The organism is Kitasatospora arboriphila, assembly GCF_039528095.1.
GTDB lineage: Bacteria > Actinomycetota > Actinomycetes > Streptomycetales > Streptomycetaceae > Kitasatospora > Kitasatospora arboriphila.
In genome coordinates, this window is sequence record NZ_BAAALD010000005.1 from 160,437 (window position 1) to 183,302 (window position 22,866).

Below are 22,866 nucleotides of genomic sequence, written 5' to 3' on the forward strand. Positions count from 1 at the left end.
CGCCGACGGTGGTCGGGGAACGAGCGCCCACCCTACCGGTGCCCCGCCGGGCCCACGGGGCCGAGGACGGCGTCCCCGCTCAGGACGGAGAGGTGCGGCCCGGCACCGGGCCGGAGGGGCGGACCGGCCGCCCGAAGCGCCCGGGCGGCACCGACCGGGGCGGCGGGACCCGGGTGGCCTCCTCCGCCACCGCGGCCGGAGCGGCGGGGACGGCCGGGGCCGGGGCGGCGGCCTGCGGGCCCGGCTCGGAGGCGCCCGCGACCGGCGCGCGCAGCAGAGCCGCCACCGGCACCTCGTCGGTCTCCTCGCCCGCCAACCGGCCCAGCAGCTCCAGCGTGAACAGGTTGTAGTCGTTGACCACCCGGTGCGCCCCGGACAGGTCGCGGGCCTCGATCCGGTCGACCAGGTCGCCGTGCCGGTCCCAGCAGACCCCGCCCAGGTCCCCCACCTGCCGCAGGTAGGGGGCGGCGAACATCCAGGACTGCACCCGCAGCCAGCCGAGGTAGTCGGCGATCCGGGCGTTCCCGAGCAGGGCCGCGGCCTCCTGCCAGAACCGCAGGTCGCAGCCGACCAGCACGTCCAGCTGGCCCTGCCGGGAGGCGCGGGCGGCGGCGTCGGCCCGGCGGCGCAGCGAGGGCATCCGGGACCAGTCGTAGCTCCCGGAACCCCGGGCCGGGTGCGCGGTGAGCCGGCGCATCGCACTGTCGGTGAGCAGGGTGCGCGCCTCGAAGATCTCCACGAAGTCCCGCCAGGTGAAGGCGGGGACGGTGAAGCCCCGGTGGTGCTCGGTGCGCAGCAGCCCCTGGGCGGCGAGGTCGACCATCGCCTCGCGGGCCGGGGTCGCGGACACCCCGTAGAGGTCGGCGATCTCCTTGACGGTGAAGTTCCGGCCGGCGGCGAGCCGGCCGGCCATCATCTCCTCGCGCAGCGCGTCGGCGATCTGCTCGCGCAGGCTGTTGCGCTGGATCGGGGGACGGGCGGCACCGGTGCCGTACATGCGGGCCACCCCTCCTCGGCGGGCGTCACGGGGCCAGCGCGGAAGGCGGTGGCGGCCCATCTTCTCAAAGTCGCCCCCGGGGTGCACAAGTACCCCATCACGCCCATAACCGGACAGCAGACACCGACTGCCGGGCAGCGGGCGGCCGCCGCACCGGCCGGGCGGACGGGGACGGTACGCCGGGGCAGGCGGCGGCCGGGAGGCGGCGGCCCGGCGTCAACGCCGGACGGGCGTCAGCGCTGGACGGGCGCGGGGATGCCGAGCAGCCGGTCGCGGTGCACCGGGAAGTCGGCGCGGGCCTTGCCGACCTCCGCCGGGTCGAACTCCACGGTGAGCACCTCCTCGTCCGGGCCGGCCTCGCCGAGCACCCGGCCCCACGGGTCCACCACCAGGCTGTGCCCGGCCTGCGGGACCCCGCCGTGGGTGCCCGCGGTGTTGCAGGCCAGCACGAACGCCTGCTCCTCGACGGCCCGGGCGCGGGCCAGCAGCGTCCAGTGCTCGCGGCGGCGCTCCGGCCAGGCGGCCGGCACCACGAGCAGCTCGGCGCTGTCGTCCAGCAGGGCCCGGAACAGCTCGGGGAAGCGCAGGTCGTAGCAGGTGGCGAGGCCGAGCCGGCCGAGGTCGGTGGCGGCGGTGACGATCTCCTGGCCCGCACCCATCGCGACCGCCTCACCGCTGTCGAAGCCGAAGCGGTGGATCTTCCGGTAGGTGTGGGTGAGGGTGCCGTCCGGCGCGAACAGCAACGAGGTGTTGTAGATCGGGCCGTCCGGATCGCGTTCGACGATCGAACCGGCGTGCAGCCACACCCGGGTCGCCCGGGCGGCCGCCGACATGGCCTCGGCGGTGGGCCCGTCCAGGGGCTCGGCCCCGGTCGCCCACGCCTCGTAGGCGAAGCCGCCGAGCGCCCACAGCTCCGGCAGCACCACCAGGTCCGCACCCTCCTGGGCCCTGACCAGCGCCGCGGCGCGGGACCGCCGCTCGGCGGGCGGCTCGGAATCGGAGACCGCGAGTTGGATCAATGAAGCGCGCACAGTACCACCGTCCACGGCAAGAGTCCTACGATCATCACCCGAAAGCGCTGCCCTGCTGTGACCCGACAGCGTAACGTGCGGGTAGCGCTTGCGCCCCCAGGTCCCGGCGGCGGCCGGCGGGGCGTGTTGGAAGCTGACGGAGGGCCGGAGATACCCGTGACGGACAACCAGACCGTGCAGGCTTACACCGACGCGTGGACGCAGTCCATCGAGTCCGTGGCCGAGCTGCTGGCCCCGCTGCCGACCGACTCCTGGAACCGGCCCACCGAATGCCCCGGCTGGTCGGTCCGCGACATCGTCTCGCACATCATCGCCGTCGAGTCGGAGCTGCTCGGCGACCCCCGGCCGATCCACTCCCTCCCCCGCGACCTGCGGCACGTCACCAGCGAGTTCGCCCGCTACGTCGAGCTGCCGGTCGACAAGCGCCGCTGCCACACGCCGGTGGAGATCACCAGCGAGCTGGAGTACACGGTCATCCGCCGCTCGCGCGCCCTGCGCAACGCCCGCCAGCAGCCGGAGGACCTCGTCCGCTGGCCGGCCGGCCCGCTCTCCCGGGACATCAGCTACACCGAACTGCTGCGCAACCGCGCCTTCGACGTCTGGGTGCACGAGCAGGACCTGCGCCGCGCCCTGCAGGTGCCCGGCAACCTGGACTCCCCCGGTGCGGCGGTCGCCCGCGACTACCTGGTCCAGGGGCTGCCCAAGGTGGTCGCCAAGCTCGCCGGCGCACCGGCCGGCACCACGGTGGTCTTCGACGTCAGCGGCCCGCTGGAGTTCCTGCGCACCGTCCGGGTCAACGCCGTCGGCCACGGCAGCGTGGACACCTCCGTCGGCCTCGCCCCCGACGTCCAGTTCCACCTGGACTGGGAGACCTACCTCCGACTCGCCTGCGGCCGGGTCCGCCCCGAGATCGCCGCGCACGCCGTCCGCGTCGACGGCGACACCGAACTCGCCGCCCGCATCCTGGCCCACTTCGCCCTGACCCCCTGACACCCCCGCCCCCGGCCCTTTCGGGAGCCTTCCCTGGCGCACGCCCCCGCGCGCGGGTGGCGCACGCCCTCGTACCCCCGTACGACGCTTGCCGACCGCCACATCACGCGTTCGGACTCGTTGATGTGTGCAGAACCCGTCACCGAGAGTGAAGGAGGGGCGGTATGCACGACGAGACCGACATGGTGTTGGTGCCGTCGAGCTTCCCGATCACGGGGCAGCCGATCAGGGTGGTGATGATCGACGGGGAGCCGTGGTTCGTCACCGCGGACGTGTGCAGGATCCTCGGGCGCGACAACGCGAGCCGGGCGGCCGACCTGGTCGGACCGGGCAACCGGCGGACGGTCGACAGCCGCGAGCTAACCCTTATTTCAAGTAACCCATTCGATGTTTCCGCAGATGGGAAACCCTACGGACGCGGAAATCCGGTGCTCGGCCTGATCAACGAAGCGGGCCTGTACCGGCTGATCGTGAGGTCCCGGAAGCCGGCCGCCCAGCCCTTCCAGGAGTGGATCACCGGGGAGCTGCTGCCCTCGATCAGGCGCGGTGACTTCGACCTCGGCCACCACCGGGCGCGGATGGCCGAGACCCTGGCCGAGGCGGTCGGGGAGCAGGTGGAGATCCTCACCGACGTCACGCGGGGTGACGGCGTCGGCGCCCATGTCCGCTCGGACGGCACGGTGCACTGCCGGCACGGCGAGATGGAGTTCAGGGTGCCGGGCCGTGGCGAGGACAGCGGGCCGCCCTTCGGCCCGTACTACAGCTGCCCGAGTGTGGAACGGGTCGGGATCCGCGGGAGCGTGGTGCTGCCGCGCTGCCCGCGGCTGAAGCTGGTCGAGCTGATCCGGCACCTGGCCGAGACCGGTCGCCGCAACCACCCGGGCGGCACCGTCCGGTGCGAGCTCGGCCGGGTCACCTTCTCGGGGGCGCCGCTCGACATCGCGGACCTGCTCCGGGAGATCGGCGAGGCCTGAGTGGCAACCCTCAGCCGAGGTCAGGGTTTCTGACCTGCGGAAACGGCCAATACCCTCGCCCGAGGCGAGGGTATTGGCGTTCTCTCAGTGCCCTGCCCTGCGGCGGAGGCGGAGGATCATCGCGGTGCCGACCGCCAGCGGCACGTACTGCCAGCAGAAGGCCCAGCGGTAGGCCTCGGCGGAGTGGGTGCCGTCGGCGCCGGCGAGGGTGTCGAGGAGGACGCCGATGCCGAGCAGGGTGACGACGGCGCCGACGAAGCCGCCCATGTTGGCGATGCCGGAGGCGGTACCGAGCCGTTCGGCGGGGTTGTGGGAGCGGGCGTAGTCGAGGCCGACCAGTGAGGCGGGGCCGTTGCTGCCCATGACGGTGATCAGCACCACCAGCAGCCAGAGCGGCGGTCGTCCGCCGGGCCAGCCGAGGGCGGCGGCCCAGCAGAGCGCGGTGGCGGTGATCACCGCGAGGGTGAGCGGCATCCGACTGCGCGGGCTGCGGGAGACCGTCCGGCCGAAGAGCAGGGCGAAGGCCATGTTGCTGACCACCAGCAGGGTGAGCATCCCTCCGGCGGCGGTGCGGCTCATGCCCTGGCCCTCGACCAGGTAGGGCATGCCCCAGAGCAGGCCGAAGGCGCTGGCGGGGAAGGCGGTGGTGAAGTGCACCCACAGCCCCAGCCGGGTGCCGGGTTCGGCCCAGGCGTCCCGGATCTGTCGGCCGACGGACGTGGTGGGGGCGGGGGTGCTGCGGCGGGTCCGGCGGTCGTGCCCGGGCCCCTCCCGCAGGACGAGTCCGACGAGCGCGAAGATCCCGGCGCCGGCCAGGGCGATGGCGGCGAAGGTGGCCGTCCAGCCCTGTTCGTGCAGGGCCCGGGCGAGGACGACCGTGGTGACCAGGTTGCCGCCGACCCCGACCAGGCCGGTGAGCTGGGCGATCAGCGGGTTGCGGGCGGCCGGGAACCAGTGCGCGGCGATCCGGAGCACGCTGATGAAGGTCATGGCGTCGCCGCAGCCGAGCACGGCCCGGGAGGCGAGGGCCGGGCCGAAGGAGGTGGCGAAGGCGAAGGCCAGCTGCCCGGTGCTCATCAGCAGGACGCCCAGCAGCAGCACCCGCCGGGCGCCCTGGCGGTCCACGAGCAGGCCGACCGGGATCTGCATGGCGGCGTAGACCAGGACCTGCAGGATGGCGAAGGTGGAGAGGGCGGAGGCGCCGATCCCGAAGCGGGCGGCGGCGTCGAGGCCGGCGACGCCGAGGCTGGTGCGGTGGACGACCGCCAGGAGGTAGACCGAGGCGCCGACGGCCCAGGCCGCCCAGGCGGCACGGCCGCCGGGCGGCACGGGACGGACGAGGGGCTGCGGCGGGACGAGGGGGGACGGGGGACGGGTGGTGCCGACGGGGTCCGCGCTCATGGCCCCTGAGCCTAGTCATCCCATGACCGGATCAATCCGGCAGGGTACGAACCGGGTCCGCGCCGCGGACACCCCCGGACGCACCACGGACCGCCACCAGTACGCCGGTCGACCGGTCAGCCGGTCAGCGTCCAGCTCACCGTGCGGGTCATGAAGCGGTCCCGGAACGCCTCGTCGCGCACCCAGTCGGTGGTGTCGCGGACGGTCGCGGTGACGGTGGCGCGGGCGCCGGGTGCGAGTGTCAGGCCGGCGGTGTCCAGCCAGGTGCCGCCGGGGGCCGCCACCGGCCGCCCGTTCACCGTCCATTCGACGGCCAGCTGGCGCGTCCCCTCCAGGGGCACCGCGCTCACCTGGAGCCTCGGCCGCCCGGTGACCACACCGGGCGTGGGCGCGGCGCCGTCCAGCGGCTTCACCCGGCGGTAGATCTGTTCGACGATCGCCTCGCGCGAGGGCAGGTTGTACTGCCCGCCGAGGGTGCGCATCACGGAGTCGGCGGTGGGCCGGTAGAGGCCGTTGGTACTGCGGTAGGCGCCCACCACACCGCCGCCGTCCGGCGAGGTGGCGCCGAGCCATCGCCACCACTTGGTGTGGGTCCGCAGCATCTCGTCGGCGTCGACGGCCGAGAGGTTGGCGTAGTCGGGGTCGTCGGGGGCGCTGTCGTACTCGTCTCCGAGGTCGCCGACGGTGTGGCCGATCTCGTGCTGGATGATCCGGCCGGCGTCGGGGCTGCCGCCGGCCAGGGTGGTGACGCCGGTGCCGCCCGCGCCGCCGTACTCCTCGGAGTTGGCGAGCGCTATCAGGAACTGCGGTCCGGCGTCCTCGCCGGCGTAGCGGGCGGTCGCGGACTCGTCGGCGCAGAGCAGCCGGGCGGTGCCCTCGCACCAGAAGTGCATGCCCAGCGGGGTGTCGGTGGGTCGGCCGTCCTCGGCCTCGGCTATGCCGGCGACCGGGGAGACCACCTCGACCCTCCGTATGTTGAAGAAGTTCTGGTAGGTGCGGAACGGCTCGATCTCCATCAGGGCCCGCCAGGCCCGGTCGGCCTGTTCCCGGAAGAGCGGCTGCTGGGCCGCGGTGTAGCCGTCGCCGAGCAGCACCAGGGTGATCCGGTTGGCCGGGTCGCCGGCGCGCCGGATGTCGATGCTGGGGGCGGCACCGGGCACCCGGAGGTCGATCCGGTTCTGGGCGGGCGGCGCACCGCGGTCGGTGAGCGGGCCGGCGGGCGGCCCTATCACCGCGGACGGGGCGGGGGCCGCGACCTCGAGCGCTGCGGGCAGCACGGCGGCCGACATCAGCACGAGCGCGGCCAGACTCCGGACGATCCGGCCAGGGTTGCCAGGCGGCATGCGGGTGCGTCCTCCGGGCTCCGGTCACCCGGCGGGGGCCCGGGTGGTGGTCGCACAGACGTACCCCTCGCGACACGCCCGGCCGACCGGACGCATCCGAAGTTCGCCGGACCGGCCCAATGCCGTAGCGGCGTGTCGGCTGGCCACCGGCGGGCGAACCGTCTCCAGAACCTGCTGGTCAGCGCCGGTGCGGGCCCCGGTCAGCCGCCGCGGAGCGCGGTGAGCGGGTCGGTCCGGGCGGCCCGGACGGCCGGGTAGAGCCCGGCGAGCAGGCCGACCGCGGAGCCGATCAGCGGCGCCGGCAGGGTGGCCCAGGGCTGCAGGACGGCCGTCCAGTCCCGGGAGGCGGCCACCGCGAGCACGGTGAGCACCCCGAGGCAGGTGCCGATCAGCCCGCCGAGGGTGCCGAGCGCCGTCGACTCGGTGAGGAACTGCGCGGCGATGTGCCGGGTGCGGGCGCCGAGCGAGCGACGCAGGCCGATCTCGGGGGTGCGTTCGAGGACGGCGACGAGGGTGGTGTTGGCGATCCCGACCGCCCCCACCACCAGGCAGATCGCGGCCAGCGCCAGGAAGAGGCCGGTGAGGTCGGAGGTGACCCGGTCGCGCAGGCCGTGCGGGTCCGGCGGCGCGGTGACGGTGAGCAGGTCCGGGGCGTCCGGGCGCAGGGCCACCGCCAGCTGGCCGGCGACCACGTCGGCGGCGCCGACCCGGGTGGCGGCGATCAGGTGCGCGGCCTCGTCGTCGGCCGTACCGGGGTTGCCGAAGCGCTCCAGCGCGGTGGACCCGGGGACGATCATGCCGAGCATGGTGTCCGGCAGCCGTTCGACCTGGTCGTAGACGCCGATCACGGTGTACGGCAGGCCCTGGATGAAGATCGCGGGCTGGGCGTCCAGCCGGGTCACCCCGAGCCTGGCCGCCGCCGTCCGGCTCAGCAGCACCACCGGCAGCGCGGCCCGCTGCGCGTACGGGTCGAGGGTCACCCCGGCGGCCAGCGTCGGGTGCACCGCGGCGACGGCGCCGGGGGTGGCGGCGAACAGGGAGAGGCCCTGGACGCCCGGCCCGGTCTCGGGGGCGGCCGAGATCCGCAGGTCGTCCGAGGGGATCCGCCACCACAGGCCGGCCGCGGTGACGCCGTCGATCCGGCCGGCCCGGGCGTCGGAGTCGGCGGGGAAGCCGCTCGGCGGGTTGGCGCCGGGCGGGACGCCGTCCGTCACGGGGTGGTCGGTGACGGTCACCGTGGTCGCCCGCGTCAAGTCGAACCCGGCGCCGATCTGCCCGGAGGCGGTGGCCGTCAGGCCGAGCACCGCGACGAACGCACCGATGCCGAGGACCGTGCCCAGCATGGTCAGCACCGAGCGGCCGGGACGCTGCAGCACGCCCGCCAGGGCCTCGGCCGCCAGGTCGCGCGGCCCGAGCCGGGAGGGCGGCCCGAGCCGGGAGGGCGGCCCGAGCCGGGAGGGCGGCCCGACCGGCCCGGTGGTGGTCATCGGACGGCCGCCGGCTCGGTCAGGCGGCCGTCCGCGATCCGGACCACCCGGCGGGCCCGGGCGGCCACCGCGGGGTCGTGGGTGATCATCACCAGGGTGTAGCCCTCGTCGTTGAGCCGCTCGAACTGCTCCAGCACGGCGCCCGCGCTCGCGGAGTCCAGGTTGCCGGTGGGTTCGTCGCAGAGCAGCAGGTCGGGCCGGTTGACCAGGGCGCGGGCGACGGCGACCCGCTGCCGCTCGCCGCCGGACAGCGTGGTGGGCAGCGCCTCCACCCGGTGGCCGAGGCCGACCAGGTGCAGCGCCTCCCGGGCGGCCGTCCGGCGCTGCTCCCGGGGGACGCGGTTGTAGACCTGGGCGAGCTGCACGTTCTCCTCGGCGGTGCGGTGCGGCAGGAGCTGGAAGGACTGGAAGACGAAGCCGATCCGGCGGCCGCGGAGGGCGGAGCGGTCCCGGTCGCGGAGGCTCCCGGTGTCGATGCCGTCCAGCTCGTACCGGCCGGTGGTCGGGGTGTCGAGCAGCCCCAGCAGGTGCAGCAGGGTGGACTTGCCCGAGCCGGACGGGCCGGTCACCGCCACGAACTCGCCGCGCCGCACGGACAGGTCGCAGGGGTGCAGTGCGGTGACCGGCGGCGGCCCGGCGAAGCTTCGGCCCACGCCCTCCAGTCGGATCACCTCGCTCACCGGCCGACCACCACCTGGTCGCCCGGCTGCAGCTGCGCGGCCTGCACGGGGGTGACGGCCACGTACCCGTCGGCGTTCACCCCGGTGGTCACCGGGACGGTGACCCGGCGGCCCGTGGAGCCGATCCGGGTGACCGCCGTCCGCCCGGTGGCGTCGGTGTACACGGCGGCGACTGGCACGCACAGCACCGGCTGGGCGGTGGCGCTGCGCCGGACGGTGATGCGGACGTTCTGGCCGCCGAGGGCGGCGGGCAGCGGCTCGGTGGGAGTGATCCTCAGCGGTACGTAAGGCGCCCGGGGGGGGGGGGGCCGGCGCCGCCGGCGCGGCAGCCGCGGCGCCGGTGCCGGAACCGGCCGGGGCGGCGGTGCCGCCGATCGCGATCACCCGGCCCGCCGGCGGCGCGGTGGTCTGCGGTCCCAGCTCGGCGACCTCGCCCCGCACCACCGTGCCGGTGCTCTCCGAGAGGATCTCCACCGCCATGCCCGGGGTGATCCCGGGCGCCTGGCCGGGGGTGAGCTGGCCGGTGACCACCAGGTCGCCGCTGGTCAGCGAGAGCAGCGGACCTGCGACCGGGGCGCCGACGGTTGCGTTCACGGCCGTCACGGCGGCCGGCAGCACGGGCAGGAAGACCACCTCCCCGGCGGGCACCACCGGCCCGTCGGCCGCCTGCGCCCGGGCCAGCGCCGCCCGGTCGTCGGACAGCCGCCGCTCGGCCTCGTCGAGCTGGGCGGCGAGGCCGGGCAGGGCGCCCTGGTCGGCCGGGGCGGCGGAGGGCGCGCCCGACGGCGGGGCCGCGGCGGCCGACCCCTGCCGGGCCTTCAGGTCGTCGACCGTCCGCTGGTCCGCCTCCACGGCGCGCTTCGCGGCGTCCACGGCCTGCTCGGCGGCCGCGCCCGCGGTGGGTGCGGGGTGGCCGAGCTGCCGGTAGAAGTCGGTGACGGCCTGCGCGGTGCCCGGGCCGTACTCCCCCTCGGCGTCCGAACCGCGCCCGTGGCCGAGGTCGGCCAGTGCGGCCTGCAGCTGGGCCACGTCGGACCCGTTGGCTCCCGGCTTGAGGTCCCGGTAGGCGGGCACCGCGCCCTTGAGGACGAACAGCGGCCGGCCGGAGACCTCCGCGAGCAGCTGGCCGTTGGCGACCGCGTCACCCGCCTTCACCGCCAGCGCGGACACGTACAGCTGCGTGATGTCCGGGGAGGACGCGGCGGGGGTGACGTCGTAGCGGGTGGGCGGGTAGACCTGGCCGCGGGTGACGGTGGCACGGGTCAGCACCTTGGTCGTGGCCTCGGCGGTGAGCAGCGTGCCGGGCGGCGGGGCGGTGTCGGCCGCCCGCTCGGCGGGCGACTTGACGAGTCCTGCGGCGCCCAGGCCGCCGCAGGCGATCAGCGCGGCGGAGGCCGCGACCGCCAGCAGGGCGCGGCGGCGCCGCACCAGCCGCGAGCGGCCGGATCCGACCGCCTCGGCGGTCTCCTCCTCCCCCTCGAATTCGCACTCCGCATCCCGGATCAGATCGCCCACTGCCATGTCACCAGCCATCGCTGCTGCTCGTCGGAGGAATTCACGTGCACCGGAGCGGGTGATTCCGAATTCCCCACCGCATCCGGATCGAGCCGCCTCAGCCTACCCGCGCGACCCGCTCCGCCATGCGATCCGCGGCCCGTGAATTTCGTGCCGAACTGCCCGTACCCGCACGGAATTCGGCCGTTCGGGGCAGTTCCGCGAGCACATCACGGGCAAGATCGCATCCCGGGTTCGGCCGTTTGGCCGACCGGAGCGCACGCACGGCGTCCACGAACCCTGAATACGGGCATTCGACGTGATTCCGACGGAATACCGCGGAAATGGGAGAACCGTTTTCAGGCCCTGCGGCGGTGCAGCACGAGATGGGTGGCGACGCCGAGCAGCAGTCCCCAGAACGCCGCGCCGATGCCGAACAGCGTCATGCCCGAGGCGGTCGCCAGGAAGGTCACCACGGCGCCGTCCCGGCCGTGCTCGTCGGCGACCGCGCCGGCCAGGCTGCCCTGGAAGGAGGCGAGCAGCGCGACTCCGGCGATCACCGCGATCAGCACGTGCGGCAGCCCGGTGAACAGGCCGACCAGCACCCCGCCGAAGCTGCCCACCAGGAGGTAGAGGACGCCGGCCGACATCCCGGCGACGTAGCGCCGCCGCGGGTCGGGGTGGCTCTCCTCGCTGGTGCAGATCGCGGCGGTGATGGCGGCCAGGTTGACGCCCGGCGAGCCGAACGGCGCCAGCAGCACGGAGACCGCGCCGGTGGCCCCCACCAGCATCCGGTCGTCCGGCCGGTAGCCGGAGGCCCGCATGATGCCGAGGCCCGGGGCGTTCTGCGAGGCCAGCGCGACGATGGTGAGCGGCAGTGCCAGGCCGACGGTCGCGGACCAGGAGAAGGCAGGCACGGTGAGCACCGGCCGGGTCGGCCCGCCCGACCCGAAGTGCAGCGGCAGCCCGACGGTGGCCGCGGCGAGCGCCGCACCCGCCAGCAGCGCCAGCGGGACGGCGTACCGCGGCAGCCACCGCTTGGCGAGCAGGAAGGCGGCGAAGGTGCCGAGCACCAGGGCGGGGGCGCTCCGCAGCTCGGTGAAGATCCCGGCGCCGAAGGTGAACAGGATGCCGGCCAGCATCGCGTTGACGATGCCGACCGGGATCGCCCGCACGAGTCGGCCGAACAGGCCGGTGGCGCCGAGCACGGCCACGGCGACCGAGGAGAGCAGGAAGGCGCCCACCGACTCCCGGTAGGGATGGGCACCGAGGCTGCCGACCAGCAGGGCCGCACCGGGGGTGGACCAGGCGGTGATCACCGGGGTCCGCGTCCACCAGCTGAGCAGCAGGCAGGTCAGGCCACTGCCGATCGACACCGCCCAGATCCAGGAGGCGGTGTGCGCCGGGCCCAGGTGCCCGGCGGAGGCGGCGGCGAGCACCACCACCAGCGGCCCGGAGAAGGAGACGGCGATGCAGACCAGACCGGCCAGCAGGGCCGGCACCGAGACGTCGCGCCGCAGTGAGGGCCGGGGCTCGGGCAGGTCGGGGGCGCTGCGGGCGGCCTTCACCGCGGTCTGACGATCGGACATGGGAGCAGTATCGCCGAAGGACTCCGGAGGCCCGGAAAAATTTCTCGGAACCACCTGCAACCCCCGGGGCGGATGCACGTCCATCAGAGTGAAGGCACGGAGAGCAGGACCGGCGGGCAACGGCCGGGGGGCCGATGCGCCGGACACCTTCACCCACACACCGTCAGCACACCGCCCTGGGGGGACCAGTCATGCGTGCGCCCGTTATCTCCCGTTTTGTCGGCAACGCCGCCGTCACCACCGCCGCCGCCGTCGCGGTCGGCGTCGGTCTGCCCGTGCTGACCGGCGGCACCGCCGCCTGGGCCTGCGGCGACGAGCCGGCGCCCGCGGCCACCGCCACCGCGCCCGCCGCCCCGGCCACCGAGCTGGCGCAGACCGGCCCGTCCTCGGCCACCGCCTTCCTGTTCGCCTCCGGCGGGGTGCTGCTCGCCGTGAAGCGCCTCGCCCGCCGCTGACCGGCCCGGGAACGCCGCCGGCCCCGCCCCCACGAGGGGACGGGGCCGGCGGTGTTCACCGGGGATCAGGCCCAGGTGATGAGCCGCTTCGGGCGCTCCAGGATCGCGGCGATGTCCGCGAGGACCTTGGAGCCGAGCTCGCCGTCGACCAGGCGGTGGTCGAAGGAGAGCGCCAGCGTGGTGACCTGACGGGGCACCACCTTGCCCTTGTGTACCCAGGGCATCTCCCGGACCGCGCCGAAGGCGAGGATGGCGGCCTCGCCCGGGTTGAGGATCGGGGTGCCGGTGTCGACGCCGAAGACGCCGACGTTGGTGATGGTGATCGAGCCGCCCTGCATGTCCGCGGGCGAGGTCTTGCCCTCGCGCGCGGTGTCGACCAGCTCGCCGAGCGAGAGGGCCAGCTGGGTCAGCGTCTTGCCGCCGGCGTCCTTGATGTTCGGGACGATCAGGCCGCGCGGCGTGGCCGCGGCGATACCGAGGTTGACCTGCCCCTTGATCACGATCTCCTGGGCGGCCTCGTCCCAGGCGGCGTTGATCTCCGGGTGCCGCTTCACCGCGGTGAGCAGCGCCTTGGCGACCAGCAGCAGCGGCGAGACGCGGACGTCCCGGCCGAGCTCGCCGGTCTCCTTGAGCTTGCGGACCAGCTTCATCGTGCGGGTCACGTCGATCTGGACGAACTCGGTGACGTGCGGCGCGGTGAAGGCCGAGGAGACCATGGCGGCCGCGGTGGCCTTGCGGACGCCCTTGATCGGCACCCGCACGTCGCCCGCACCGCTCGCCACGGGGGCGGCGGCCGGTGCGGCCTGCGGGGCCGGGACGGCTGCGGCGGCCGGTGCGGCCTCCGCGGGGGCCGGCGCGACGGCCGCGTGCACGTCCTCGCGGGTGATCACGCCGTCCGGGCCGGTCGGGACGACCGTGCGGAGGTCGACGCCGAGGTCCTTGGCCAGCTTGCGCACCGGGGGCTTGGCCAGCGGCCGCTCCCCCGCCTGCGCGGGCACCGGCACCGGGACGGCGACGGGTGCCGCCGGGGCGATCGGCGCCGCCGGGACGGGCGGTGTTTCACGTGAAACCGGAGCGGCGGACCCCCGTACGGCGGGCCGGCGGGGCCGGCCCCGCGGGGACGGGCGGTGTTCCCCGTGAACCGGGAGCGGCGGCCGCCGGTACGGCGGTCCGGCGGGCCCGGCGCTGGGTGCCGCCGGTGCGCGGGCCGTAGCCGACCAGCACCTCGCGCCGCTCGGGCACCTCCTCCGCCTCGGCCGGGGCGGCCGGTGCGGGGGCGGCAGCGGCGGCCGGTGCGGCCACCGCCGGGGCGGGACCCTCGACCGCCACCGCGATGATCGCGGTGCCGACGTCGACGGTGGAGCCCTCGGGGAAGAACAGCTGCTCGACGACACCGGTGAACGGGATCGGCAGCTCGACGGCGGCCTTGGCCGTCTCGACCTCGCAGACGACCTGGCCGTCGGTGACGGTGTCGCCCGGCTTGACGTACCAGGAGAGGATCTCGGCCTCGGTCAGCCCCTCGCCGACGTCGGGCATCTTGAACTCGCGGAGCGCGCGGACTTCGGTGGTCATGTGCGTCGCTCCTCTCAGTACGCGAGCGCGCGGTCGACGGCGTCGAGCACACGGTCGAGGTCGGGCAGGAAGGACTCCTCGACCCGGGACGGCGGGTACGGCGCGTAGTAGCCGCCGACGCGCAGGACCGGCGCCTCCAGGTGGTAGAAGCACTTCTCGGTGAGCCGGGCGGCCAGCTCGGCGCCCATGCCCAGGAAGACCGGCGCCTCGTGGACGACGATGCCGCGGCCGGTACGCTTCACCGACTCCTCGAGGGTGGCGAAGTCGACCGGGGTGAGCGAGCGGAGGTCGACGACCTCCAGGTTGCGGCCGTCCTCCTGGGCGGCCGCGGCGGCCTCCTGGCAGACCTTGACCATCGGGCCGTACGCGATCAGGGTCGCGTCGGTGCCCGGGCGGACGATCCGCGCGGAGTGCAGCGGCAGGTCGGAGCTGTCGCCGACCTCGCCCTTGTCCCAGTAGCGGCGCTTGGGCTCCAGGAAGATCACCGGGTCGTTCGAGGCGATCGCCTCGCGCAGCATCCAGTGCGCGTCGTGCGCGTTGGACGGGGTGACCACCTTGAGGCCCGCGGTGTGCGCGAAGTAGGCCTCGTGCGACTCGCTGTGGTGCTCGACGGCACCGATGCCGCCGCCGTACGGCATGCGGACGGTGATCGGGAGCTTGACGTGCCCGAGCGAGCGGGCGTGCATCTTGGCGAGCTGGGAGACGATCTGGTCGAAGGCCGGGTAGACGAAGCCGTCGAACTGGATCTCCACCACCGGGCGGTAGCCGCGCAGCGCGAGGCCGATCGCGGTGCCCATGATGCCGGACTCGGCGAGCGGGCTGTCGATGACCCGGTCCTCGCCGAAGTCCTTCTGCAGGCCGTCCGTGATTCTGAAGACGCCGCCGAGCTTGCCGATGTCCTCTCCCATGAGGAGGGTCTTCGGGTCGTTCTCCAGCGACTTGCGGAGCGCGTCGTTGAGCGCCTTCGCGATGCTGAGTCGCTCTGCCATCAGTTCTGCTCCCCGCCCTCGAAGGAGGCCGCGTAGGCCACGTACTCGGCCCGCTCCTCGTCCACCAGCGCGTGCGGTTCCGCATAGACGTGGTCGAAGATCAGGGTGGGGTCCGGGTCGGGCATGGAGCGCACGCCCTCGCGGACCCGGAGGCCGAGCGCGTCGCTCTCGGCCTCGACGCCGGCGAAGAACGCGTCGTCGGCGAGACCCTCCTTCTCCAGGTGGGCCTTGAGGCGGGTGATCGGGTCCTTGGCCTTCCAGGCCTCGGTCTCCTCGGAGCCCCGGTAACGGGTCGGGTCGTCGGAGGTGGTGTGGGCGCCCATGCGGTAGGTGAACGCCTCGACGAGCACGGGACCGTTGCCGGTGCGGGCGTGGTCGAGCGCCCAGCGGGTCACCGCGAGGCAGGCGAGCACGTCGTTGCCGTCCACCCGCACGCCCGGGAAGCCGAAGCCGGAGGCACGGCGGTAGAGCGGGATGCGGGTCTGGTTGGTGGTCGGCTCGGAGATCGCCCACTGGTTGTTCTGGCAGAAGAAGACCACCGGCGAGTTGTAGACCGAGGCGAAGGTGAAGGCCTCGTTGACGTCGCCCTGGCTGGAGGCGCCGTCGCCGAAGTAGGCGATCACCGCGTCGTCCGCGCCGTCCTTGGTGATGCCCATCGCGTACCCGGTGGCGTGCAGGGTCTGCGCGCCGATCACGATGGTGTAGAGGTGGAAGTTCTTCTCGTTCGGGTCCCAGCCGCCGTGGTTCACGCCGCGGAACATGCCGAGCAGGTTCAGCGGGTCGACGTCGCGGCACCAGGCCACGCCGTGCTCGCGGTACGTCGGGAAGGCGTAGTCGCCGGGGCGCATCGCACGGCCGGAGCCGACCTGCGCAGCCTCCTGGCCGAGCAGTGACGCCCACAGGCCCAGCTCGCCCTGGCGCTGCAGCGAGGTGGCCTCGGCGTCGAACCGCCGGACCAGCACCAGGTCGCGGTAGAGCGCGCGGAGCTCCTCGGGGCTGGTCACCAGGGGGAAGTCCGGGTGCTCGACCCGGTCGCCCTCCGGCGTGAGCAGCTGGACGAGCTCCGGCGCGGCGCCCGTGCCTGCGCGGAGGTTGTCAGGGACGCCGGGGGCGGCCTTCTTGCGCGCCCTCGCCGTGCTTTTGACGGTCACGTTCACTCCTCGGTCTGTCCGGCCGCCCGGGGTCGCCGGTGACCGGTCCGGTCACCTCCGGGCAAAGCGCGCTGGGTGTGCGCACCGGCTGCTCGGCAGGTGGTGATCCTTCTCCGACGGCGTCCCTCACGAGAACGTTACCCAGCGGCGCCCCTTGGCGCGCTTGCGCTAGGACGTCCTACTTGTTCCTGTCCGAGAACCGCCGGTGTGGTGCGGGTCTCGGCTCGGTGGCCGTCAGGACACCAGCGCACGGTATCCGGGCAAAGCTCTCCGCGTAAGGGGGTAACGGGCATCGATTCGGTGTCTCCCGTTCCCGGCTGTCCCCCGGGGAGCGGCCGGGAGCAGGGATTTCGACACGGTGGCGTGGAAGGATTCCCCCATGACAGGAAACGGACATATCAGGGTATTCCTCCTCGACGACCACGAGGTTGTGCGGCGCGGCGTGCACGACCTGCTGTCCACCGAGGCGGACATCGAGGTGGTCGGCGAGGCCGGAACGGCCGCCGAGGCGCTCGCCCGGATCCCCGCGGTCGAACCGGACGTGGCGGTGCTCGACGTCCGGCTGCCGGACGGCAACGGGGTGGAGGTCTGCCGGGAGGTCCGCTCCCGGGTGCCCGGGGTGCGCTGCCTGATGCTGACCTCGTTCTCGGACGACGAGGCGCTGTTCGACTCGATCATGGCGGGCGCCTCCGGGTACGTGCTGAAGGCGATCCGGGGCACCGACCTGATCACCGCCGTCCGGGACGTCGCGGCCGGCCGCTCGCTGCTCGACCCGGTGGCCACCAGCCGCGTCCTGGAGCGGCTGCGCGAGGGCGGCGGCAAGGAGGACGAGCGGCTCGCGCAGCTCACCCGGCAGGAGCGCCGGATCCTCGACCTGATCGGTGAGGGGATGACCAATCGGCAGATCGGCAATGAACTCCACCTGGCCGAGAAGACGGTGAAGAACTACGTCTCCAGCCTGCTCGCCAAGATGGGCATGGAAAGGCGCACGCAGGCCGCCGCGTACGTGGCCCGGAACCTCCCTCCCGGTGCGAGATCAGAAGGTTGACGATCTGTCAACCACACCTTCACGACCTCATTACGCTCCTTCCGTGATTACCGGCCCGGCCTCCCCGCCCGATCTCCGCGGGGACGGCACCCTGTCCCTCCTCCTTCCCTCCGCCCTCCGCGCCCGGCCGCACCGGCCCGCCGCCGCACCGGCCCGCCCCGACCTCTCCGCCCCGCCCGTGGGGACCCTGAGCCCGCCCGTCGCGCACGCCACCCTGGCGGGCGTCCTGCGCCGCTTCGGCACCGCGCCCGCGGTCTCCGTCCGGCCGGTGGCCGAGGGCCTGCTGAACCGCGGCTACCGGGTCACCACCACCGAGGGCCGCTACTTCCTCAAGTGCTACGTCGACCGGGCCACCGCCTCCCGCACCGCGATCACCGCCCAGCACCGGGCCACCACGGCCCTGCACGCCCGCGGCCTGCCGGTGGCCCGCCCGCTGCCCGCCACCGACGGGGACACCGTCGTCGCCCACCGCGGACGGCTGTTCGGCCTCTACCCCTGGGTGGAGGGCGAGCACCGGCACGGCACGGCGCTCGACCCGTCGCAGTGCACGGACCTCGGCGCGCTGCTCGGCCGGCTGCACGGCGCCCTGGCGCAGGTCTGCGCGCCGGTGCGCCAGCCCGCCGGGCGGCTGACCGCCGATCCGGAGGAGACCGGGCGCCTGGTCGACGACCTGCGCAGGCTCGCCGGGCACCACCGCCCGGCCACGCCCTTCGACGCGCTGGCCGAGGAGCACCTCGCGGAGCGGCTCGACCTGCTCGACGCCCACCGCGGCCGACGGCCTGCCCCGGCCGACGCCCCGCCCACCGGCTGGACGCACGGCGACTTCCACGGGCTCAACCTGCTGTACGGCGGCGGGGTGGTCACCGCCGTCCTGGACTGGGACAAGCTCGGGCTGCACCCGACCGCCGAGGAGGCCGTCCGGGCCGCCACCCTGCTCTTCAACGACGGCCGGACCGGCGTGCTGGACCTCTGCCGGGTGCGCGCCTACAGCAGGGCCTACCGGGCCGGGGCGGCGGCCGGCCCGGGCGAGCTGGCCGCCGCCGTCCACCGGGTCTGGTGGGAGCGGCTGAACGACCTGTGGATGCTGCAGTGGCACTACCAGCGCGGCGACCACCGGGCCGACCCGCTCTTCCCCGCGGCCGCCGGCCAGCTGCGCTGGTGGTGCCAGGAGTACGAGCAGGTCCTGGACGCCTTCACCAACTGACCGGACGCCCCGTCAGTTGGTGAGCGCGGCGGGGCCGGTCGACCCCCCGCCGCCCGAGGTCGGGGTCGGCGGGGCCGAGGTCGGCTGCTCGGTCGGGGTCGGGGTCGACTTGGTCTCGGTCGGGGTCGGCGACGGCGACGGCGTGTCGGTCGGCGAGGCCGAGCCCGTCGGGCTCGGGCTGCCGGTCGGCGAGTGCGAGCCGAAGGTCGGCTCGGTCGGCCGGGTCGTGCCGGTCTGCGAACGGGTCGGCGGGGCCGAGGTCGGCTGCTCCGTCGGCTGGCCGGTGTCCGCGGGAGCGGTGGTCTGGGTCTGCTGCTGGGTCGGCGTGTTGCCGCCGCCACCGCCCCCGCCGCCGCCGCTGAGGGCCAGCCCGATCCCGACGCCGGCCGCGACCAGCACGGCCAGGACGCCCAGCACCCAGCCCCACGGGCTGCGCCGGTCCTCCGGCTCGTAGCCGTCGTGGCCGCCGCCCCCGCCGTAGCCGGTGTCGCCGTCGTAGCCCTGCCCGCCGTAGCCCTGCCCGCCGCCGGTCGGCTGGTAGGGCCGGGACGGCGTCTGGTAGGGCGAGGTGACCTGGAACGGCAGCGCGGCCGTCGGATCCGCCGGGTCGGTGCGGCCGATCGGCTCGGTGACGGCGGTGCCGCCGTTGGGCGTCCCCTCCGGTCCGGGCCGGCCGTTGCCGTTGCCGTTTCCGCCCTGGACGGAGGCGGCCAGCCCTGCCGCGGCGGCGGCACCGGCCGCGTAGCCGACGCCCTGGGCGCCGTGCATGGTGCGCAGGGCGTGCTGGACGTGCGCCCGGAACTCGTCGGCGGTCTGGTAGCGGTCGTCCGGGTTCTTGGCCAGCGAGCGCAGCACCAGGTCGTCCAGCCCGGCCGGCACCCGGCCGTTGGTCCGGGACGGCGGCACCGGATTGTCCTGGACGTGCTGGTAGACCACCGACAGCGGGGTCTCGCCGGTGAACGGCGGGCGCAGCGCCAGCAGCTCGTAGAGCATGCAGCCGGCCGCGTACAGGTCGGAGCGGTGGTCGACCGGCCGGCCGAGGGCCTGCTCGGGCGAGAGGTACTGCGGGGTGCCCATCACCATGCCGGTCTGGGTCATGGTGGTGGCCGCGCCGGTCAGGGCGCGGGCGATGCCGAAGTCCATCACCTTGACCGCGCCGCTGCTGGTGATGATCACGTTGGCGGGCTTGATGTCGCGGTGCACGATGCCGTGCTTGTGGCTGTAGGCGAGCGCCTCCAGCACCCCGGCGATGATGATCAGCGCCTGGTCGACCGGCGGCGCCTCCTCGTCCACCAGGAGCTCGCGGACCGTCCGGCCCTCGACCAGCTCCATGACGATGTACGGGGTGGAGTCGCCGTCCAGCACCTCCTCGCCGGTGTCGTACACCGCCACGATCGAGTGGTGGTTGAGCGCGGCGACGGCGTGCGCCTCGCGGGTGAAGCGGAGCCGGGCGATGTCGTCCTCGGCGAGGTCCGCGCGCAGCAGCTTGACGGCGACGGTCCGGCCGAGCCGGACGTCCTGCGCGGAGAACACCTCCGCCATGCCGCCGCGGCCGAGCCGGCCGGTGATGCGGTACCTGCCGTCGCCGACCGTGCCGAGCACGGCCTTGGTGCCGCGGCCCGGGGTCTGCCCGAGCGGCGGGCCCGACACGACCTTCGTCTCGGCGGTCTCCGGCTCCCGTCCCGTCGTCTCCTCGGTGGAGGCCTGGACGTCCGCGTCCTCGCCGTCGCCCGGTCGATCGGTCTGTGCCATTGCTCCTCGCCCCGGGCGGCCGCTCGGCGCGCAGTCGCCCTGTCGGTTACGTCCTGTGAAACGCTACCGCTTCGACGCGGTCACCGTGGAACCTGCGGCCGGGACCGCCGTCCGCAGGCGCCTACTCCGCGCCGTCCTGCGGCAGCTCCAGCACCACCGAGGCGGTGGCCCCCAGGGACGAGCTGCCGTAACTGCTGCCCTTGTTCTTCTCGCCCTGGGCGGCCGCGATCAGCACGATGATCACCGCGAGCACGATCACGCCGAAGATCACACCGACCACGACCAGCGCCGTCGAACAGCCGGCGTTGCTGTTGCCCGGCTGCGGCTTCGCCACGAACGGGCCCGGCTGGGCCGGCATCGGCCCGGTCGGGTGCGCCTGCTGCGGGAAGGGCCGCGGGGTCTGGTACGGCTGCGGGGCCTGCGGGAACGGCTGGGGGGTGTGCGCCTGCGGGAAGGGCTGCGGCGTGTGCGGGGCCTGCGGGAACGGCTGCGGGGTGTGCGGCGCCTGCACCTGCGGGTACGGCGGCGGGGTGCTGGCCTGCGGCTGGTACGGCTGCTGGATCTGCGGGGCGGGCGTGCGGATGTCGCCGGAGACCTGCGGGAAGTTGGTCAGCGACGGCGCGGCGTGCACCGAGCGCGGGCCCTCGCTGATCACCAGCGGCGTGGAGGCCTGCAGCGGCGAGCTGCCGGACTGCGCGGTGGACTCGACCCGCTCGACCTCCTCGCGCATCGCCTCCGCGGTCGGGAAGCGGTGCGCCGGGTCCTTGCGCAGCGCGCGCTCGACCAGGGCGTCGACCGCGGGCGTGACCGCCCGGTTGATCGTCGACGGCGCCGGCGGCGGCTCCTGGACGTGCTTGTACGCGATGGAGAAGGCCGAGTCGCCGTCGAACGGCAGGCCGCCGGTCAGCAGTTCGAAGAGCATGCAGCCGACCGAGTACAGGTCGGAGCGGGCGTCGACGCTCTTGCCGAGCGCCTGCTCGGGCGACAGGTACTGCGGGGTGCCGACCACCATGCCGGTCTGCGTCATGGAGGTGACGCCGGACTGCAGCGCGCGGGCGATGCCGAAGTCCATCACCTTGACGATGCCCTTGGTGTTGACCATGACGTTGCCCGGCTTGATGTCCCGGTGCACCAGGCCCTGGTCGTGCGAGGCCTCCAGCGCGGAGAGCACCGCGGCGGTGATCTTCAGCGCCTGGGCGGTCGGCATCGCGCCGTGCTGCGCGATCGCGTCGTTCAGCACGTCGCGCAGGGCCTGGCCCTCGACGTACTCCATGACGATGTACGGGGTGGCGGCGCCGTCCGCGGCGACGTCCTCGCCGCTGTCGTAGACCTGGACGATGTTGGTGTGCTGGAGGCGCGCGACGGCCTGCGCCTCGCGGCGGAAGCGCTCCTTGAACGAGGCCTCCCGGCCCAGCTCGGTGTGCAGGGTCTTCACCGCGACCTGGCGGTCCAGCACCGTGTCGTACGCCAGGTGCACGGAGGCCATGCCGCCCTGCCCGAGCAGGCGCTGCAGCACGTACCGACCGTTGCCCAGGGCGTGGCCCTCGACCGTGGTGCCGTCCTCGCTCATGTCCCCCTGCTTCCACATCTCGTCCGGGCGTGCCCGGTGCGCGGGCCCGCGCTGCCGCAGGCCCCCGCCGACGGCGCGGCGGCCGACGGCAGGGGCCCAGGGTATCGGCTCGCGCCGACGTGATCGGGTGCAGGGGCGCAGCTGTGTCCGGCCTGCAACGCGGTTGCCGAACAGCTGCGACACGCGACCGCTAGAGGTACGGACCCGAACGGATGCCGCGGCCCGGGCCGCCCTCCTCCTCGCCCGGCTCGACACCGTGCAGGCCGGGCGGCAGTGCGCGCCGCATCTGCTCCAACTGCGCCCGGGCCGCCATCTGCTGGGCGAACAGCGCGGTCTGGATGCCGTGGAAGAGCCCCTCCAGCCAGCCGACGAGCTGCGCCTGGGCGATCCGCAGTTCGGCCTCGGTGGGGATGCTGTCCTCGGTGAAGGGCAGCGACAGCCGCTCCAACTCCTCGACCAGCTCGGGGGCGAGGCCGAGTTCGAGCTCCTTGATGGAGCTGGCGTGGATGTCCTTGAGTCTGGCCCGGCTGGCCTCGTCGAGGGGAGCCGCCCGGACCTCCTCCAGCAGCTGCTTGATCATGCTGCCGATCCGCATCACCTTGGCCGGCTGCTCGACCATCTCGGTCACCGGCAGTTCGCGCGGCTCCCCCTGGTCGTCGGCCCGGCCGAAACCGCCCGGGACGGCGCCGACCGGCATCCCGTCCGGGCCCACGATCAGGACCTTCGGCGCGTCGTCCGGCTGCCCGCCCGACGCCTCGACGGCCTGCTGCAACGAGCGCTCGTTCATCGGGTTCGTCATGAAGGGCATTCTCCCTCACCGGCGTTCGGTGCGGGGAGTGCCTGCGGATCTTGTACGGCCGGTCCGGCGGCCGACGGCGGCCCGGTCAGCCGCGCCGCAGCTTCACGCCGACCAGGCCCAGTCCCAGGCCGATCAGCGTCAGCCCGGCGCCGAGCGGCAGCTGGCGGGTGGCCGGGTCGGACCAGCGCAGCGGGGCGGCCAGGTCGGCGGCGGCCTGCGGGACGGGCGCGGCGGCGGTGACGGAGGGCTGCCCGTCGGCCAGGTCCGCGGAGGCGTCCGGGGTGGCGGGCCGGGCGGCGGTGGTCGGCGCGCTCGGGGTGCGGGGGGTGCGGACGGGGTG

The 22,866-nt window shown here is 74.4% G+C and carries 17 protein-coding genes and 3 pseudogenes; 5 read left to right on the forward strand and 15 right to left on the reverse strand.

Translation table 11 applies throughout. The annotated features are described in order from the left end of the window. Positions 1-79: 79 nt before the first annotated feature. Positions 80-997 (reverse strand): GntR family transcriptional regulator, encoded by a 918-nt coding sequence (locus tag ABD353_RS04740; RefSeq protein ID WP_344622176.1) that lies wholly within the window; start codon positions 995-997, stop codon positions 80-82. Between the two features lie 233 nt (positions 998-1,230). After that, positions 1,231-2,028, reverse strand: a complete 798-nt coding sequence (locus ABD353_RS04745) for a carbon-nitrogen family hydrolase (RefSeq protein ID WP_344622196.1) — start codon at positions 2,026-2,028, stop codon at positions 1,231-1,233. Positions 2,029-2,184: 156 nt separating this feature from the next. On the opposite strand from ABD353_RS04745, the gene ABD353_RS04750 reads away from it, so the two are divergent. After that, entirely contained in the window at positions 2,185-3,018 is an 834-nt protein-coding gene (locus ABD353_RS04750; protein ID WP_344622177.1) for a maleylpyruvate isomerase family mycothiol-dependent enzyme, read from the forward strand. A gap of 164 nt (positions 3,019-3,182) precedes the next feature. Beyond that, complete coding sequence (locus ABD353_RS04755) at positions 3,183-3,992, forward strand: BRO-N domain-containing protein (protein WP_344622178.1); 810 nt, start codon at positions 3,183-3,185, stop codon at positions 3,990-3,992. An 84-nt stretch (positions 3,993-4,076) separates the two neighbouring features. Here the strand turns inward: ABD353_RS04755 and ABD353_RS04760 are convergent, their stop codons facing one another. The 6 genes and pseudogenes from ABD353_RS04760 to ABD353_RS04785 form a co-directional block, all read right to left on the reverse strand. Beyond that, positions 4,077-5,393, reverse strand: coding sequence for an MFS transporter (locus tag ABD353_RS04760; RefSeq protein WP_344622179.1), 1,317 nt, complete (start codon positions 5,391-5,393; stop codon positions 4,077-4,079). Between the two features lie 116 nt (positions 5,394-5,509). After that, positions 5,510-6,736, reverse strand: coding sequence for a M64 family metallopeptidase (locus ABD353_RS04765; protein WP_344622180.1), 1,227 nt, complete (start codon positions 6,734-6,736; stop codon positions 5,510-5,512). 200 nt (positions 6,737-6,936) lie between these two features. Further along, positions 6,937-8,223, reverse strand: a complete 1,287-nt coding sequence (locus tag ABD353_RS04770; RefSeq protein WP_344622181.1) for an ABC transporter permease — start codon at positions 8,221-8,223, stop codon at positions 6,937-6,939. Continuing rightward, positions 8,220-8,903, reverse strand: coding sequence for an ABC transporter ATP-binding protein (locus ABD353_RS04775; protein WP_344622197.1), 684 nt, complete (start codon positions 8,901-8,903; stop codon positions 8,220-8,222). The genes ABD353_RS04770 and ABD353_RS04775 overlap by 4 nt, the downstream gene beginning before the upstream one ends. Before the next feature lie 924 nt (positions 8,904-9,827). Then, a pseudogene (locus ABD353_RS04780) lies at positions 9,828-10,436 on the reverse strand (peptidoglycan-binding domain-containing protein); the annotation flags it as partial. 320 nt (positions 10,437-10,756) lie between these two features. Continuing rightward, entirely contained in the window at positions 10,757-11,986 is a 1,230-nt protein-coding gene (locus tag ABD353_RS04785) for a benzoate/H(+) symporter BenE family transporter (protein ID WP_344622182.1), read from the reverse strand. Between the two features lie 191 nt (positions 11,987-12,177). On the opposite strand from ABD353_RS04785, the gene ABD353_RS04790 reads away from it, so the two are divergent. Beyond that, complete coding sequence (locus tag ABD353_RS04790; protein ID WP_344622183.1) at positions 12,178-12,441, forward strand: hypothetical protein; 264 nt, start codon at positions 12,178-12,180, stop codon at positions 12,439-12,441. A 65-nt stretch (positions 12,442-12,506) separates the two neighbouring features. Here ABD353_RS04790 and ABD353_RS04795 read toward each other — a convergent pair. From ABD353_RS04795 to pdhA, 3 genes and pseudogenes are all read right to left on the reverse strand, one after another. Further along, positions 12,507-14,013: pseudogene (locus ABD353_RS04795) on the reverse strand (dihydrolipoamide acetyltransferase family protein). Positions 14,014-14,027: 14 nt separating this feature from the next. Continuing rightward, positions 14,028-15,002, reverse strand: coding sequence for an alpha-ketoacid dehydrogenase subunit beta (locus ABD353_RS04800; protein WP_425555074.1), 975 nt, complete (start codon positions 15,000-15,002; stop codon positions 14,028-14,030). Continuing rightward, positions 15,002-16,153 (reverse strand): pyruvate dehydrogenase (acetyl-transferring) E1 component subunit alpha, encoded by a 1,152-nt coding sequence (gene pdhA / locus ABD353_RS04805; protein ID WP_425555075.1) that lies wholly within the window; start codon positions 16,151-16,153, stop codon positions 15,002-15,004. The genes ABD353_RS04800 and pdhA overlap by 1 nt, the downstream gene beginning before the upstream one ends. 379 nt (positions 16,154-16,532) lie before the next feature. Here pdhA and ABD353_RS04810 point away from each other — a divergent pair, with 379 nt between their 5' ends. Continuing rightward, the gene (locus ABD353_RS04810) at positions 16,533-17,201 is read left to right on the forward strand and encodes a response regulator (protein WP_344622185.1); all 669 of its coding nucleotides are present in this window, start codon (positions 16,533-16,535) and stop codon (positions 17,199-17,201) included. 178 nt (positions 17,202-17,379) lie between these two features. Beyond that, complete coding sequence (locus ABD353_RS04815; protein ID WP_344622199.1) at positions 17,380-18,405, forward strand: phosphotransferase enzyme family protein; 1,026 nt, start codon at positions 17,380-17,382, stop codon at positions 18,403-18,405. A 12-nt stretch (positions 18,406-18,417) separates the two neighbouring features. On the opposite strand, the gene ABD353_RS04820 is transcribed toward ABD353_RS04815, so the two are convergent. The 4 genes and pseudogenes from ABD353_RS04820 to ABD353_RS04835 form a co-directional block, all read right to left on the reverse strand. Continuing rightward, on the reverse strand, positions 18,418-20,157 hold the full coding sequence (locus tag ABD353_RS04820) for a protein kinase domain-containing protein (RefSeq protein WP_344622186.1): 1,740 nt from the start codon (positions 20,155-20,157) through the stop codon (positions 18,418-18,420). Between the two features lie 121 nt (positions 20,158-20,278). Then, positions 20,279-21,727: a protein kinase domain-containing protein gene (locus ABD353_RS04825; protein WP_344622187.1), complete on the reverse strand. Its 1,449-nt coding sequence runs from the start codon at positions 21,725-21,727 to the stop codon at positions 20,279-20,281. Positions 21,728-21,917: 190 nt separating this feature from the next. Beyond that, on the reverse strand, positions 21,918-22,526 hold the full coding sequence (locus ABD353_RS04830) for a bacterial proteasome activator family protein (RefSeq protein ID WP_425555076.1): 609 nt from the start codon (positions 22,524-22,526) through the stop codon (positions 21,918-21,920). A gap of 85 nt (positions 22,527-22,611) precedes the next feature. Then, a pseudogene (locus ABD353_RS04835) lies at positions 22,612-22,866 on the reverse strand (hypothetical protein); the annotation flags it as partial.